Annotated in this window: 15 protein-coding genes; 8 read left to right on the top strand and 7 right to left on the bottom strand. The window is 69.7% G+C overall.

All coding sequences use genetic code 11. The features are described from left to right. Positions 1-10 precede the first annotated feature (10 nt). Genes HNR30_RS25680 through HNR30_RS25690 form a run of 3 tightly spaced genes read right to left on the bottom strand, consistent with a single transcriptional unit; the run spans position 11 to position 2,512 of the window. The gene (locus tag HNR30_RS25680; protein WP_312894636.1) at positions 11-754 is read right to left on the bottom strand and encodes a thioesterase II family protein; all 744 of its coding nucleotides are present in this window, start codon (positions 752-754) and stop codon (positions 11-13) included. Positions 755-773: 19 nt separating this feature from the next. Then, on the bottom strand, positions 774-971 hold the full coding sequence (locus tag HNR30_RS25685) for an acyl-CoA carboxylase epsilon subunit (RefSeq protein WP_181612567.1): 198 nt from the start codon (positions 969-971) through the stop codon (positions 774-776). Then, positions 968-2,512, bottom strand: coding sequence for an acyl-CoA carboxylase subunit beta (locus HNR30_RS25690; protein WP_181612568.1), 1,545 nt, complete (start codon positions 2,510-2,512; stop codon positions 968-970). Before HNR30_RS25690 ends, HNR30_RS25685 begins: the two co-directional genes overlap by 4 nt. Before the next feature lie 229 nt (positions 2,513-2,741). Between HNR30_RS25690 and HNR30_RS25695 the strand changes: the two genes are divergently transcribed. The 7 genes from HNR30_RS25695 to HNR30_RS25725 all read left to right on the top strand — a co-directional run bounded on the left by HNR30_RS25695 (position 2,742) and on the right by HNR30_RS25725 (position 8,563). Next, on the top strand, positions 2,742-3,560 hold the full coding sequence (locus tag HNR30_RS25695) for a metallophosphoesterase family protein (protein ID WP_181612569.1): 819 nt from the start codon (positions 2,742-2,744) through the stop codon (positions 3,558-3,560). Positions 3,561-3,647: 87 nt separating this feature from the next. Then, complete coding sequence (locus HNR30_RS25700) at positions 3,648-4,688, top strand: MupA/Atu3671 family FMN-dependent luciferase-like monooxygenase (protein ID WP_181612570.1); 1,041 nt, start codon at positions 3,648-3,650, stop codon at positions 4,686-4,688. 3 nt (positions 4,689-4,691) lie between these two features. Then, the gene (locus HNR30_RS25705; RefSeq protein WP_181612571.1) at positions 4,692-5,210 is read left to right on the top strand and encodes a flavin reductase family protein; all 519 of its coding nucleotides are present in this window, start codon (positions 4,692-4,694) and stop codon (positions 5,208-5,210) included. Positions 5,211-5,287: 77 nt separating this feature from the next. Next, positions 5,288-5,800 carry a PadR family transcriptional regulator gene (locus HNR30_RS25710; protein WP_181612572.1) on the top strand — a complete coding sequence of 171 codons (513 nt, stop codon included), beginning with the start codon at positions 5,288-5,290 and terminating at the stop codon, positions 5,798-5,800. Between the two features lie 33 nt (positions 5,801-5,833). Further along, positions 5,834-6,667, top strand: a complete 834-nt coding sequence (locus tag HNR30_RS25715; protein WP_181612573.1) for an AAA family ATPase — start codon at positions 5,834-5,836, stop codon at positions 6,665-6,667. Beyond that, entirely contained in the window at positions 6,664-8,010 is a 1,347-nt protein-coding gene (locus HNR30_RS25720) for a vWA domain-containing protein (protein ID WP_181612574.1), read from the top strand. Before HNR30_RS25715 ends, HNR30_RS25720 begins: the two co-directional genes overlap by 4 nt. A 4-nt stretch (positions 8,011-8,014) precedes the next feature. Then, entirely contained in the window at positions 8,015-8,563 is a 549-nt protein-coding gene (locus HNR30_RS25725) for a Pycsar system effector family protein (RefSeq protein WP_181612575.1), read from the top strand. Here HNR30_RS25725 and HNR30_RS25730 read toward each other — a convergent pair. Further along, positions 8,560-9,327, bottom strand: a complete 768-nt coding sequence (locus tag HNR30_RS25730) for a nuclease-related domain-containing protein (protein WP_181612576.1) — start codon at positions 9,325-9,327, stop codon at positions 8,560-8,562. The genes HNR30_RS25725 and HNR30_RS25730 overlap by 4 nt on opposite strands. A gap of 160 nt (positions 9,328-9,487) precedes the next feature. Between HNR30_RS25730 and HNR30_RS25735 the strand changes: the two genes are divergently transcribed. Continuing rightward, on the top strand, positions 9,488-10,069 hold the full coding sequence (locus HNR30_RS25735) for a TetR/AcrR family transcriptional regulator (RefSeq protein ID WP_312894637.1): 582 nt from the start codon (positions 9,488-9,490) through the stop codon (positions 10,067-10,069). On the opposite strand, the gene HNR30_RS25740 is transcribed toward HNR30_RS25735, so the two are convergent. From HNR30_RS25740 to HNR30_RS25750, 3 genes are read right to left on the bottom strand one after another with little or no spacing between them, the layout of a single operon-like run. Then, positions 10,044-11,042 carry an acyl-CoA dehydrogenase family protein gene (locus tag HNR30_RS25740; protein ID WP_181612578.1) on the bottom strand — a complete coding sequence of 333 codons (999 nt, stop codon included), beginning with the start codon at positions 11,040-11,042 and terminating at the stop codon, positions 10,044-10,046. The two genes, HNR30_RS25735 and HNR30_RS25740, sit on opposite strands and share 26 nt — an antisense overlap. Further along, positions 11,039-12,181, bottom strand: coding sequence for an acyl-CoA dehydrogenase family protein (locus HNR30_RS25745; protein WP_312894638.1), 1,143 nt, complete (start codon positions 12,179-12,181; stop codon positions 11,039-11,041). The genes HNR30_RS25740 and HNR30_RS25745 overlap by 4 nt, the downstream gene beginning before the upstream one ends. After that, positions 12,172-13,374: an acyl-CoA dehydrogenase family protein gene (locus HNR30_RS25750; RefSeq protein ID WP_181612579.1), complete on the bottom strand. Its 1,203-nt coding sequence runs from the start codon at positions 13,372-13,374 to the stop codon at positions 12,172-12,174. Before HNR30_RS25750 ends, HNR30_RS25745 begins: the two co-directional genes overlap by 10 nt. Positions 13,375-13,397 lie beyond the last annotated feature (23 nt).

The following is a 13,397-nucleotide window of genomic DNA, read 5'->3' on the forward strand; positions in this document are numbered from 1 at the left end:
GTTGAGGGATCTACGCGCTGGTGATGCGTTCGGTGATGATGTTCATCACCGCAAGGGCGTGGTTGTTCAGGTAGAAGTGGCCGCCACCGAACACCTGCATGTCGAAGGCGCCGCTGGTGTGTTCCTTCCAGCGGATCGCCTCGTCCAGGGAGACGTGGGGGTCGTTGTCGCCCACCAACGCGACGATGGGCGCGTCGATCTTGATGCCGGGCGAGCATCGGTACGTCATGATCGCGGTGTAGTCGCCGCGGAGCGACGGCAGGATCATGCTCACGACCTCCGGGTCGTTGAGCATGCGCAGGTCGGTTCCGCCGAGCCGTCGCACCTCGGCCAGGAGTGCCTGGTCGCCTTCCTTGTGCACGGTCTCGTTGCGCGTGCAGGAGGGGGCGCGGCGGCCGGAGGCGAAGAGCGTCACCGGGGAGACGCCGTGGGTCAGCAGCCTCCTCGACACCTCGAACGCGACCACGGCGCCCATGCTGTGGCCGAAGAAGGCCATCGGCAGGTCGGCGAGCGGGAGGAGTTCGTCGGTGAGCTGGTCGGCCAGGGTCGCGATGTCGTCGATGCACCGTTCGTGGCGGCGTTCCTGCCGGCCGGGGTACTGCACGGCCAGCACGTCCATGACGGCCGACAGCTGCCTGGCGACGGGGTGGAAGTAGGACGCCGAGCCTCCCGCGTGCGGGAAGCAGATCAGTCGGGTGGAGGACGGCGGTGCGCTCTGGAACCTGCGCAGCCACATCCCGGTATCGGTGATCACTTGTACTCCTTCTGCCGATTCACCGTGAGGACCATGAATTCGGCGCTTCGAAGGCTCTCGGCTCGTCCCAGGCGGGCAGTCGAGCTGGAGCGTCGTCGTCCTGGCCGGCCTTCGCCGCCAGGGTCCTGGCCAGCGCCGCCATGACCGCGGCGATCTCTTCCGGGGCGGGGTCCCCGCCGACGAACCGCACCTTGACCTGCTCGTCGCCGGGCATCACAGCGGCAGGTTCCCGTGCTTGCGGTAGGGCACCTTGGCGCTCTTGGCGCGCAGCATGGCCAGCGAGCGGGCCAGGACGGACCGGGTCTCGGCGGGGTCGATGACGTCGTCCACCAGGCCGCGCTCGGCGGCGTAGTAGGCGTGCATGAGCTCCTGCCGGTAGCGGCTGATCATCTCGGCGCGCATGGCCTCCGGGTCGTCGGCTGCGGCGATCTCCTTGCGGAACACGACGTTGGCCGCGCCCTCCGCGCCCATCACCGCGATCTCGTTGGTCGGCCAGGCGAAGGACAGGTCCGCGCCGATGGAGCGGGAGTCCATGACGATGTAGGCGCCGCCGTACGCCTTGCGCAGGATGACCTGGATGCGGGGGACGGTGGCGTTGCAGTAGGCGTAGAGCAGCTTGGCGCCGTGCCGGATGATGCCGGCGTGCTCCTGGTCCTTGCCGGGCAGGAAGCCCGGCACGTCGACGAGGGTGACCAGCGGGATGCTGAAGGCGTCGCAGAACTGGACGAACCTGGCGGCCTTCTCGGAGGCGTCGATGTCGAGCGCGCCGGCCAGGGAGGACGGCTGGTTGGCCACGACGCCGACCACGTGGCCGTCGATCCTGGCCAGGGCGCAGATGACGTTGGTGGCCCACAGGGTGTGCACCTCGAAGAAGTCGCCCAGGTCGACGATCTCCCTGATCACCTCGCGGATGTCGTAGGAGCGGTTCAGCTCGACGGGCACGATGTCGAGGAGCGCGTCGCATCGGCGGTCGGCCGGGTCGCCCGCCGGGACGTACGGCGCGGCCTCGCGGTTGTTGGCCGGCAGCAGCGACAGCAGGTAGCGGACCGCGTCCAGGCAGTCCGCCTCGTCGGCGTAGACGAACCCGGCGGCTCCGGAGACCGTGCCGTGCACCTGGGCGCCGCCCAGCCCGTCGTGGCTGATCTTCTCGCCGGTCACCGCCTCGACCACGCTCGGGCCGGTGATGTACATCTGCGAGATCCCGTCGACCATGAACGTGAAGTCGGTGAGCGCCGGGGAGTAGGTGGCGCCGCCGGCGCAGGGGCCGAGCATCACGCTGATCTGGGGGATGACCCCTGAGGCCCGGACGTTGCGCTGGAAGATCCCGCCGTAGCCGGCCAGGGCGGTCACACCCTCCTGGATGCGCGCGCCGGCGCCGTCGCTGAGGCTGACGAGCGGGGCTCCGGTGGCCGCCGCGAGGTCCATCAGCTTGTGGATCTTCTGGGCGTGGGCCTCGCCGAGCGAGCCGCCGAAGATCCGGAAGTCGTGGGCGTAGGCGAAGACCGTACGGCCGTGCACCGTGCCCCAGCCTGCCACCACGCCGTCGCTGTACGGCCTGCGGTTCTCCAGGCCGAAGCCGCTGGCCCGGTGCCTGCGCAGCTGCTCGATCTCGGTGAAGCTACCCGGGTCGAAAAGGAGGTCCAGCCGTTCGTCGACGGTGAGTTTGCCTTTGGCTTGTTGCTGTTTCGTCGCCGATTGCAGGTCACCGCCGCGCGCCTGGTCTTTGAGCATGCCGAGCTCGGAGACTCTCTCCCGCATCGAGAGAGGCGTTTCAAGACCGCGTTCTGTAGTCAGCGTCACGTCAATATTTCCTCTCGGCTAACAAGCGGGCGGATTCGAAAGCCACGTGTGCCGATGCCCCACTCAGTCAAGGCTCATTTCAACCCGGTGGGCGGCGGCGCAGCTACCGGGGACCGCCCCTTAACCTGCGGCTGAATGGCCCCTACGGGTGGCTCTCCCGCGCCGGAGAGCTGCCTATGATCAGTGCATGAGCCTGCTGGCCATCAGCGATCTGCACGTGCGCCATCCGGAGAACCGGCGGTTAGTCGCGGAGCTGCGCCCGGGTTCCGGCGACGACTGGCTGCTCGTGGCCGGCGACGTGGGCGAGTTCATGGCTGATGTGCTGTGGGCGTTGCGCCTGCTCAGTGAGCGTTTCGCCAAGGTGGTGTGGGTGCCGGGCAACCACGAGTTGTGGACTCCGGCCGACGATCCGGTGCGGCTGCGTGGCGAGGCCCGTTACCGCCATCTGGTGGACCGCTGCCGCGACCTGGGCGTCGTCACTCCTGAGGACCCCTATCCGGTCTGGCGGGGCGAGGGCGGGCCGGTGACGATCGCGCCGCTGTTCCTGCTGTACGACTACAGCTTCCGCATGCCCGGCGTCGCGACCAAGGACGAGGCGCTGGAGCAGGCCTACGAGGCCGGTGTCGTCTGCACCGACGAGTTCCTCCTGCACCCCGACCCCTACCCCACCCGTGACGCCTGGTGCGAGGCCCGGGTCGCGGAGACGGCCGCCCGGCTGGCCGCCCTGCCCGCGGACCTGCCGACGGTCCTGGTCAACCACTATCCGCTGGTGCGCGAACCCACCCGCGTGCTGAGGCATCCCGAGTTCGCGCTGTGGTGCGGCACCGAACGGACCGCTGACTGGCACGTGAGGTACGGCGCCGCCGCCATGGTCTACGGTCACCTGCACATTCCGCGCAGCACGGTTTACGACGGGGTGCGTTTCGAGGAGGTCTCCGTCGGCTATCCGCGGGAATGGAAGCCCCGGGCCAGGGGCCCCGCGCTCCGCACCATTCTGCCTGGGTAGTGGATTCTAGGGGTTACTCGCTCTCTCCGATCGGGCGAACAATGGAGCCGCTCGTCCATATTTCGAGCAGCACGTGAGGAGAGACCGTTGGACTTTGGCCTTTTCTATTTCGCTGACGAGGCAAGAGCCGGGACCGACCCGTACCGGCTGCTGCTGGAAGGTGCCCGTTTCGCCGACACCCACGGTTTCTCTGCGGTGTGGACGCCGGAACGGCATTTCCATGAATTCGGCGGCCGTTATCCCAATCCCGCCGTCACCGCCGCGGCCATCGCCGCCGTCACCCGCAATGTCGCGATCCGCGCCGGCAGCGTCGTGGCTCCCCTGCACCACCCGGCGCGTATCGCCGAGGAGTGGGCGGTGGTGGACAACCTGTCGGGTGGCCGCGCCGGCATCTCCTTCGCCCCCGGCTGGCACGCGGTCGACTTCGCCCTGCGGCCCGAGAACTACGCCGACCGCCGGCAGGTGACGGCCGACACGATCGACACCGTGCGCCGCCTGTGGCGCCAGGAGTCGGTCGAGCTCGCCGACGGCACCGGCGAGGCGGTCAAGATCCGGACCCATCCGGCGCCGATCCAGCCCGAGCTGCCGACCTGGCTGACGAGTTCGGGCAGTCCCGAGACGTTCCGGCAGGCGGGCGAGCTCGGTGTGGGCATCCTGACCCACCTGCTCGGCCAGAGCCTGGACGATCTGGCGGGCAAGGTGGCCGACTATCGTGCGCGCTTCGCCGCCGGGCACGGCGGCACCGGTCATGTCGTGCTGATGCTGCACACCTTCATCGGCGAGGACCGGGCCCGCGTGCGGGAGATCGTTCACGGCCCGTTCACCGACTACCTCCGCAGCTCGATCGGGCTGGTGTTGAAGGCCGCCCAGGAGCTGATGCCGGGGCTGGACGCCGAGTCGATGGATCCCGAGGACCTGGAGTTCCTCCTGGAGGTCTCCTTCGACCGCTACTTCGACACCGGCGGCCTGTTCGGCACCGTCGAGGACGGGCTATCCGTGCTGGAGTCCCTGGAGCGTGTCGGCGTCGACGAGATCGGCTGCCTGATCGACTTCGTTCCCGACACCGATCTCGTGCTGGACGGCCTGCGGCACCTCGACCGGCTCAAGCGTGCGTGGGAGAGCCGGTGAGAGATGATCGATAACCTGACGATGCGCAGGGTGCTGGGCCACTACCCGACCGGGGTGGTCGTGATCGCCGCGATGTCGGGCGGCGAGCCGTACGGGTTCACGGTCAACTCCTTCACCTCCGTGTCCCTCGACCCGCCCATCGTGTCCTTCTGCGCCGCGCACACCTCCTCCACCTGGCCGCACATCCGCGAGGCGGGCGCCTTCACGATCAGTCTGCTGAGTGTGGGGCAGGCGGAGGTCTGCCGGTCGTTCGCCACCAAGGGCGCCGACCGTTTCGCCGGGGTCGACTGGTCGCTCAAGGCCGGCGGGCATCCCGCGATCACCGGTGCGCTGGCGTGGATCGACTGCGTCCTGGAGGCCAGCCATCTCGTCGGTGACCACGAGCTCGCCCTGGCGCGCGTCACCGCGCTGACCACCGGCGAGGGCGACTCCGGTCCCCTGGTCTTCCACCGGGGAAGCCTCCATCGTGTCTGCGCCGACGCGCTGCACGCCCCCTGCCGCACTCTGCAGCCGGTCTCCTGATCCTTCTTTCCCCACCCCGGAAGGCCCGGGCCCACCCCCCGGGCCCGGGCCTTCCCCTTTTCCTGGTGGCAGGTGACATGAGCCTTCGACATGCCGTACTCGGACTCCTCGCGCGCGATCCTGGCAGCGGCTACGACCTGATGAAGTTGTTCGACACCTCGCTGCGCACCGTCTGGCCCGCCACGCGGAGCCAGCTGTACGGCGAGCTGTCCAGGCTCGCCGACGCGGGGCTCGTCCACGTCAGCGCCCCCGGCGGCCGAGGCCGCAAGGAGTACTCCATCACCGACGCCGGCCGTGCCGAGTTGCACGCCTGGCTGCTGTCCGGGCCGTCGCGCGGCGCCCGGAGCGAGATGTTGCTCCGGCTGTGCTTCCTCGGCCAGGTGGAGCCGTCCGACGCCCGCGCGTACCTGCGGCATCAGGCCGAGCTGGCCGCCAAGGAGCTGGCCGAGCTGGAGGCCGTCGAGCGGCTCGTGCCGGAGCGCGGCCGGCTGGCCTTCGAGCTCGGCCTGCGCCACCTGCGGGTGCAGCAGGAGTGGGCGGCATGGGCCGAGGGGCGGCTGGCCGAATCGGGGGCCACAATGACAGAATAAGATTCGGTTTGCTACCGACCTCAAGGAGCGTGGATGTTCAACTCGCCCGCCGACGTGAGCGAGCGCCTGAGCGCCGCCGGCTACCTCTCCGACGACGCGATAGCCACGAGCGTCTTCCTGGCGGCCGCCCTGGGCAAGCCGCTGCTGACGGAAGGCCCGGCGGGTGTGGGCAAGACCCAGCTGGCCAAGGCCGTGGCGCAGGCCACGGGCGCACGGCTGATCAGGCTCCAGTGCTACGAGGGCCTCGACGAGGCCAGGGCCCTGTACGAGTGGAACTACAAGAAGCAGCTCCTGCGCATCCAGGCCACCAGCGCCGACGACGACATCTTCACCGAGGAGTTCCTGCTCGAGAGGCCGCTGCTCAAGGCCATCAGGAGCACCGAGCCCACGGTCCTGCTCATCGACGAGACCGACAAGGCCGACGTCGAGGTGGAGGGGCTGCTGCTGGAGCTGCTGTCGGACTTCCAGGTGACGATTCCGGAGCTGGGCACGATCGAGGCGGTGCGCAGGCCGTACGTCATCCTCACCTCCAACGCGACCCGCGAGCTGTCGGAGGCGCTCAAGCGGCGCTGCCTGTACCTCCACATCGAGTACCCGACGCCGGAGCGCGAGCGCGACATCGTGCTCAGCCAGGTGCCCACGATCCGCCAGGACCTGGCCGAGCAGCTGGCCAGGACGGTGGCGACGTTGCGGGCGATGGAGCTGAAGAAGGCGCCGTCGGTGGCCGAGACGATCGACTGGGCCAGGACCCTGCTCGCGCTGGGCAAGGACGACCTCGACGAGGAGACCATCGGGCAGACGCTCGGCGTCGTGCTCAAGCACGCCTCCGACCAGGACCGGGCGATCAAGGAACTGGGGCTCAAGTGAGAGAGAGCCTGGTCGACCGGCATGTGGGATTCCTGCACGCGTTGCGTGGCGCGGGCATCCCGGTGTCGGTGGCCGAAGGGCTCGACGCGGCGGCGGCGCTGCGCGTCATCGAGATGGGCGACCGCGACCTGCTGAAGTCCGCCTACGCGGCGACGCTGGTCAAGAAGCCGTCGTACCGGCCCGGCTTCGACGTGCTGTTCGATCTGTGGTTCCCGCCGTCGACCAGCGGGCTGTACAGCGCGCCGCGCGACGACCTGCAGGAGGCGACTCCCCAGCAGTTGCGCGACGAGCTGGCCAGGCTGCTGGCCAACGGCGGCGACGAGGAGATGCGGCAGTTCGCCAGGGCGATGGTCGAGCGCTTCGGACGCCAGCCGGCCGGTCCCGGCCGGCAGAACTGGTTCTCCTACAGCGTGATGCGCGCCCTGTCGCCCGAGACGCTCATCGCCAGGCTGCTGGAGGGGATCGAGCGCGGCACCCTGCACGAGAAGCGGGCACGCACGCACATCTCGGCCAAGATCCGGCAGTTCGAGTCGGAGGTCGCCTCCGACGTGCGACGCAGGATCGCCGAGGACTCCGGCATCGAGAAGATCGCCAAGTCGGCGGTGCGCCCCCCGCTCGACCAGATCGACTTCCTCAGGGCCACCAAGCAGGATCTCACCGACCTGCGGCGGGAGGTCTACCCCCTGGCCAGGCGCCTGGCCACCAGGCTGGCGATCAAGCACCGCCACGACAAGCAGGGCCGCCTCGACTTCAGGCGGACCGTGCGCGCCTCCCTGCAGACCGGAGGGGTCCCGCTCACCACCCACTTCAAGCCGCCCCGCCCCCACAAGCCCGAGCTCGTCGTGCTCTGCGACACCAGCGACTCGGTCTCCAGCTTCGCCCACTTCACCCTGCTGCTCACCTACGCGCTCAAGGAGCAGTTCACCAAGGTGCGGGCGTTCGGCTTCGTCGACACGGTCGACGAGATCACCCGCTTCTTCGCACCGGGGGCCGACTTCCTCGACGCGGTCACCCGCCTGGCGAGCGAGGCCGACATGACCCGCTTCGGCAGGACCAACTACGGCCACGCCTTCGAGCGTTTCGCGGAGAAGTACGGCGACGCGATCGGGCCCAGGACCTCGCTGCTCATCCTGGGCGACGCCCGCTCCAACTACCAGCCGCCCGCCGCCGACACGCTCAGGCGGCTGGCGGGCAAGGCGCGCCACGCCCACTGGCTCAACCCCGAGCCGCGTGCCCAGTGGGACACGGGCGACTCCGTCGCCTCCGGCTACGGCGCGATCGTGCCGATGCGGGAGTGCCGCAACGTGGCCCAGCTGGCGGAGTTCATCGAAGATCTAAACTGATCCCATGTGGTGGTTACGCCGGCCAGGACCTGATCCGGCCCAGCTCAGGCAGGCCCAGGCCGTGGCCTACGGCTCCCAGTTGCTCAGCGAGGCGCGCGAGGAGCTGAACAAGGCCGACTCCAAGGCCCAGGTGCTGCTCGGCGTGGTCGGCATCGGCCTGGGCGCGATCGCCGGTGGCCTGCTGGCGGGCAGTTGGAAGCCCCAGGACCTCTCCGACGCCGTCGAGTGGTTGTGGTGGGCCGGGGTGGTGGCCGCGCTCGCCTCGGTCGGCGTGCTGTCGGGTGCCGTCTATCCCCGCCTCGACCGGCGCAACGGCAGCGGCAGGATCATGTACTTCCACGACGTGTCGCACTTCAGGACCGTCGACGACGTGACCACCGCGCTGCGCCAGTCGGCCGAACTCGACCTCGAGCGCGTCACCCACCAGCTCCTGCGGCTCAGCCGGATCGCCACGCGAAAGTACCGGCTGATCCGCTGGGGGTTCTGGCTGGCGGTGACGGCCGCGCTGACGAGCATCAGCGCGGTGGTCATCAACCTGCCGCTCAGTCCCTAGCCGACCCGCTGCAGCTCCCGTGCCGCCGTGCGGGCCAGCACCTCGATCTGCTGCGGGGTCAGCACCTGGGTGACCGTGCGGCGCACGAGGGAGGACACGCGTCCCGGCCTGGTGACCGTCACGCCCTCGGCGGCGACCAGGCCGCCGCGTGGCAGCTGACCGCAGTGCACGGCCAGGATCGGGCTGATCGCGACCTTGATCCCGGTCTCGCGGGTGAGCAGGTCGGCAAAGGCGTTGGCCGTCTCGACCAGTGGCCTGGCCACGCTGGTGCCGTACTTCTCGCCGAAGAACAGCCGCCCGCCGTACGTGGCGATCTCGGTGTCCGGCGACCACGACTCGTTGTCGACGATCCACAGGCCGCCCGGCCCGATCACGAGGTGGTCGATGGAGGCCATCCCGCGGATGGCGCGTCCGTCGAGCACCCTGTGCCCGGTACGGCGCAGCGCGCGCCGTAGCAGTTTGCCGGTGATCGACTCTCCTCTGCGGCGGCCCCTCCACACCGCCGTGGAGCGGAAGGAGCGCCAGGACAGGTACCAGTCGACGGCCGCGACGACGCCCGCGAGGGCGAAGCCGTACAGAGCCGCCAGACCGAGGTCGAAGCGGAGCGCCAGCAGGAAGCCGGCGACGAAGCCCGCCGCCGCCTTCGCGACGCGGGCGCGCTGTCTGGTCTTGGCGTCCTCGTGCCAGTACTTCTCGTAGTACCACTGGGCTGAGGAGCCCGTGAACTTCTCGTCCCGCTGCACGTAGATCGAGCCACCGGGCATGCCAAACTCCCCGAATGAGTAGGTAATGCCTGGATCTACCACGCCGGAGATCCCTCGCCGGTCCAAGGGGTACCCGCTCCCGGGCTCCGACGTGCAGGGGGTTACGGAAATAGCACCAACCCGATTCCATTCAACCGACCAGTCGGTATGCTCGGGAGGCGTGAAGGAAGAACCGGTACGCCAGAGACTGCTCAGCGAGGCCACCCGCCTGTTCGCGAAGCAGGGATTCGAGAGCACCTCGGTCCAGGAGATCGTGGTCGCGGCCGGCGTCACCAAGGGCGCCATGTACCACTACTTCGATTCCAAGGACGACCTGCTGCACGAAGTCTACGCCCGCCTGCTTCGCATGCAGATGGGCAGGCTCACCCAGATCGCCGACGAGCCGGGACCCGTCGCCGAGCGCCTCCACAGAGCCGCCGCCGACGTGGTCGAGACCACCACGGAGTACCTGGACGACTCGAAGATCTTCTTCCGGTCCATGCACCTGCTCGCGCCGCAGACCCAGAAGACCGTGCGCGCCGAGCGCCGCCGCTACCACGAACGTTTCCGCGCGCTCGTGACCGAGGGGCAGCGCGAGGGCGTCTTCCGCGACGACATCCCCGCCGAGATCGTCGTCGACTACTTCTTCGGCTCGGTGCACCACCTGGGCACGTGGTACCACGCGGACGGGCCGCTGACCGGCGCCCAGGTGGGTGCTCACTTCGCCGACCTGCTGCTCACATCTCTAGCCCCACGAGACTAGCCAGCGCCTCGCGGTGGTCGCCGGGCGTGCCCAGGGCGATCTGGGTGGCCTTGGCGCGCTTGAGGTAGAGATGCACGGGGTGCTCCCAGGTCATCCCGATGCCGCCGTGCAGCTGGACCGCGTCCTCGGCCACATGCACGGCCACGTCCGCGTTCCACGCCTGCGCCGTGGCCGTCGCGATCGGCGACAGCTCCGACACCGCGTTCCTGGCCGCGGCGCGCGCCCGCACCACGTCGAGCCAGAGGTCGGCCAGCCGGTGCTTGATCGCCTGGAAGGAGCCGACCGGGCGGGCGAACTGGTAACGCGTCTTGACGTAGTCGAGCGTCGTCTGCAGGCACCACTCGGCCACGCCCAGCTGCTCGGAGGCCAGCAGCGCGGCGCCGAAACCGAGCACGCCCGGCAGGTCGACCTCGCCGAGCCTGACCTTGTCGCCCGAGCCGTACGACACGGTCCCGACCGGCCTGGTCATGTCGAGGGACGACACGAGCTCCACGCGGGCGCCGGGCACCTGGTAGAGCACGCCGTCCTCGACCACGAGCACGATGTCGGCCACGTCCGCGCCCGCCACGTTCGCCGTGCCGGAGGGGATCCGGTACGGCGAGGCGCTGAACGGCACCGCGAGCGCCGCCGTCGCCTCGCCGCCGGCCAGCCGCTCCAGCAGCTCACCGGCGCCCACCTCCAGCAGCGCCTTGGTGGCCAGCACCGAGCTGGTGAAGAAGGGCACGGGCGCGACGAACCGGCCCAGCTCCTCCAGCACCACGCCCGCCTCACGCGGCGTCGCGCCGGCGCCGCCGTACTCCTCGGGGATCAGCAGGCCCGCGACCCCGATCTCGCGCGAGAGCGTCTTCCACAGGTCCAGGTCGTAGGGCTGGGCCGTCTCGACACGCGCCAGGACGTCGGTGCACCGGTCCTTCAGCAGGTCACGTACGGCAGAGCGCAGGTCTTCCTCGTCCGGGCTGTAGAGCAGGGTCATCGGGGCAGGTCCTTCCACGGCACGTCCTTGTCGACACGGGGCTCGCTCGGCAGCCCGAGCACCCGCTCGGAGACGATGTTGCGCAGGATCTCCGAGGTGCCGCCCTCGATGGAGTTGCCCTTGGCGCGCAGGTAGCGGTAGCCGGGACCACGCCCGAAGAAGTCGACGCTCTCGGAACGGCGGAAGCTCCAGTCGTCGTAGCCCAGGTCGCGGTTGAGCTCGACCTCGATGCCCGACAGCTCCTGGTTCAGCTTGGCGAAGCTCAGCTTCATGCCCGAGCCCTCGGGGCCCGGTTGGCCGACCGCGAGCTGCTCGCGCAGCCGTACGCCCGACAGCCTCGTGACCTCGGCCTCCACCCAGATCTTGAGCAGGCGCTGCTGCAGGTCGTGGCTGCGGTGCTCGGGGTGCTCGCGCCAGGCGTCGAGCACGGGGCCCATCATGCCGCCGCCGCGCCGTACCGGATTGCCGCCGATCGCGACGCGCTCGTTCATCAGCGTGGTCTGCGCGACCCGCCAGCCGTCGCCGACCTGGCCCAGGCGCAGGTCGTCGCCGAGCCGCACACCGGTCAGGAAGACCTCGTTGAACTCGGCCTCGCCGGTGATCTGGCGCAGCGGGCGCACCTCGACACCGGGGGCGTGCATGTCGCACACGAAGTAGGTCAGGCCGCGGTGCTTGGGGACGTCGGGATCGGTCCTGGCGACCAGGATGGCCCAGCGAGCGTGGTGGGCGCCCGAGGTCCAGACCTTCTGGCCGTCGACGACCCACTCGTCGCCGTCCCTGACCGCCCTGGTGGCCAGGGTGGCCAGGTCGGAGCCGGCGCCGGGCTCGCTGAACAGCTGGCACCAGATCTCCTCGCCGGTCCACAGCGGCCTGAGGAACCGGCGCTTCTGCTCCTCGGTGCCGAAGGCGAGGATCGTGGGAGCGGCCATGCCCAGGCCGATCGCCTGCACGCCGAAGTCGAGCTGCGGCGTGCCCTTGAAGGCCTCGTCGACCTCCTGCTGCAGGTCGCGCGACCAGCCCCGGCCGCCCAGCCCCTCGGGGAAGTGCACCCAGGCCAGCCCGGCGTCGAAGCGGGCGCGGAGGAACTCCAGCCGGTCGTCCGCGGGGTGATCTCTCAGGAAATCGTCGACTACATCCACTTCTTCAGCTCCCGGTAGGCGAGTGACCTCTTGTGCACCTCGTCGGGCCCGTCGGCCAGGCGCAGCGTGCGCGCGTGAGCCCAGAGCCCGGCCAGCGGGAAGTCCTGGGACACGCCGCCCGCGCCGTGCACCTGGACGGCCTTGTCGAGGATCCACTCCACCGTCAGCGGAGCGGCGATCTTGATGGCCTGGATCTCGGTGTGGGCGCCGCGGTTGCCGACGGTGTCCATGAGCCAGGCGGCCTTGAGGGTGAGCAGGCGCAGCTGCTCGACCCTGACCCGGGACTCGGCGATCCAGTCCTGCACGACGCCCTGCTGGGCGACGGGCTTGCCGAACGTCGTACGGCTCAGCGCGCGCTTGCACATCATCTCGATGGCGCGCTCGGCCATGCCGATGAGGCGCATGCAGTGGTGGATGCGGCCGGGACCGAGGCGGGCCTGGGCGATGGCGAAGCCGCCGCCTTCCTCGCCGATCAGGTTGTCGGCCGGGACCCGCACGTCCTCGAAGATCACCTCGGCGTGCCCGCCGTGGTCGCCGTCGGTGTAGCCGAAGACCGTCATGCCGCGCTTGATCGTCATCCCGGGCGTGTCGCGCGGCACCAGGATCATGCTCTGCTGCCGGTGGCTCGGGGCCTCGGGATCGGTCTTGCCCATGACGATGAAGATCTTGCAGCTGGGGTTCATGGCGCCGGAGATGAACCACTTGCGGCCGTTGATCACGTACTCGTCGCCGTCGCGGGCGATCGAGGTGGCGATGTTGGTGGCGTCGGAGGAGGCCACGTCGGGCTCGGTCATCGCGAAGGCCGAGCGGATCTCGCCGTCGAGCAGCGGCGCGAGCCACTCCTTGCGCTGCCACTCGCTGCCGAACATGGAGAGCACCTCCATGTTGCCGGTGTCGGGCGCGGCGCAGTTGGTCGCGGCCGGGGCGATGCTCGGCGAGCGGCCCATGATCTCGGCCAGCGGCGCGTACTGCAGGTTCGTCAGGCCCGCGCCGTGGTCACCCGGCAGGAACAGGTTCCACAGGCCCCGCTTCCTCGCCTCGTCCTTGAGATCCTCCAGCAGCGGCGGCGGGCTCCACCCGCTCTCGTCCGCCTGCTCGTGGAAGGCTGCCTCGGCTGGGTAGACGCACTCGTCCATGAAGCGCAGCAGGCGCTCGCGCAGGTCCTCGGTGACGCTGTCGAAGGCGAAGTCCATGCCGCGAGACTACCGACCGGTCG

It is taken from the genome of Nonomuraea soli, assembly GCF_013761175.1.
In the GTDB taxonomy this organism is placed as follows: domain Bacteria; phylum Actinomycetota; class Actinomycetes; order Streptosporangiales; family Streptosporangiaceae; genus Nonomuraea; species Nonomuraea soli.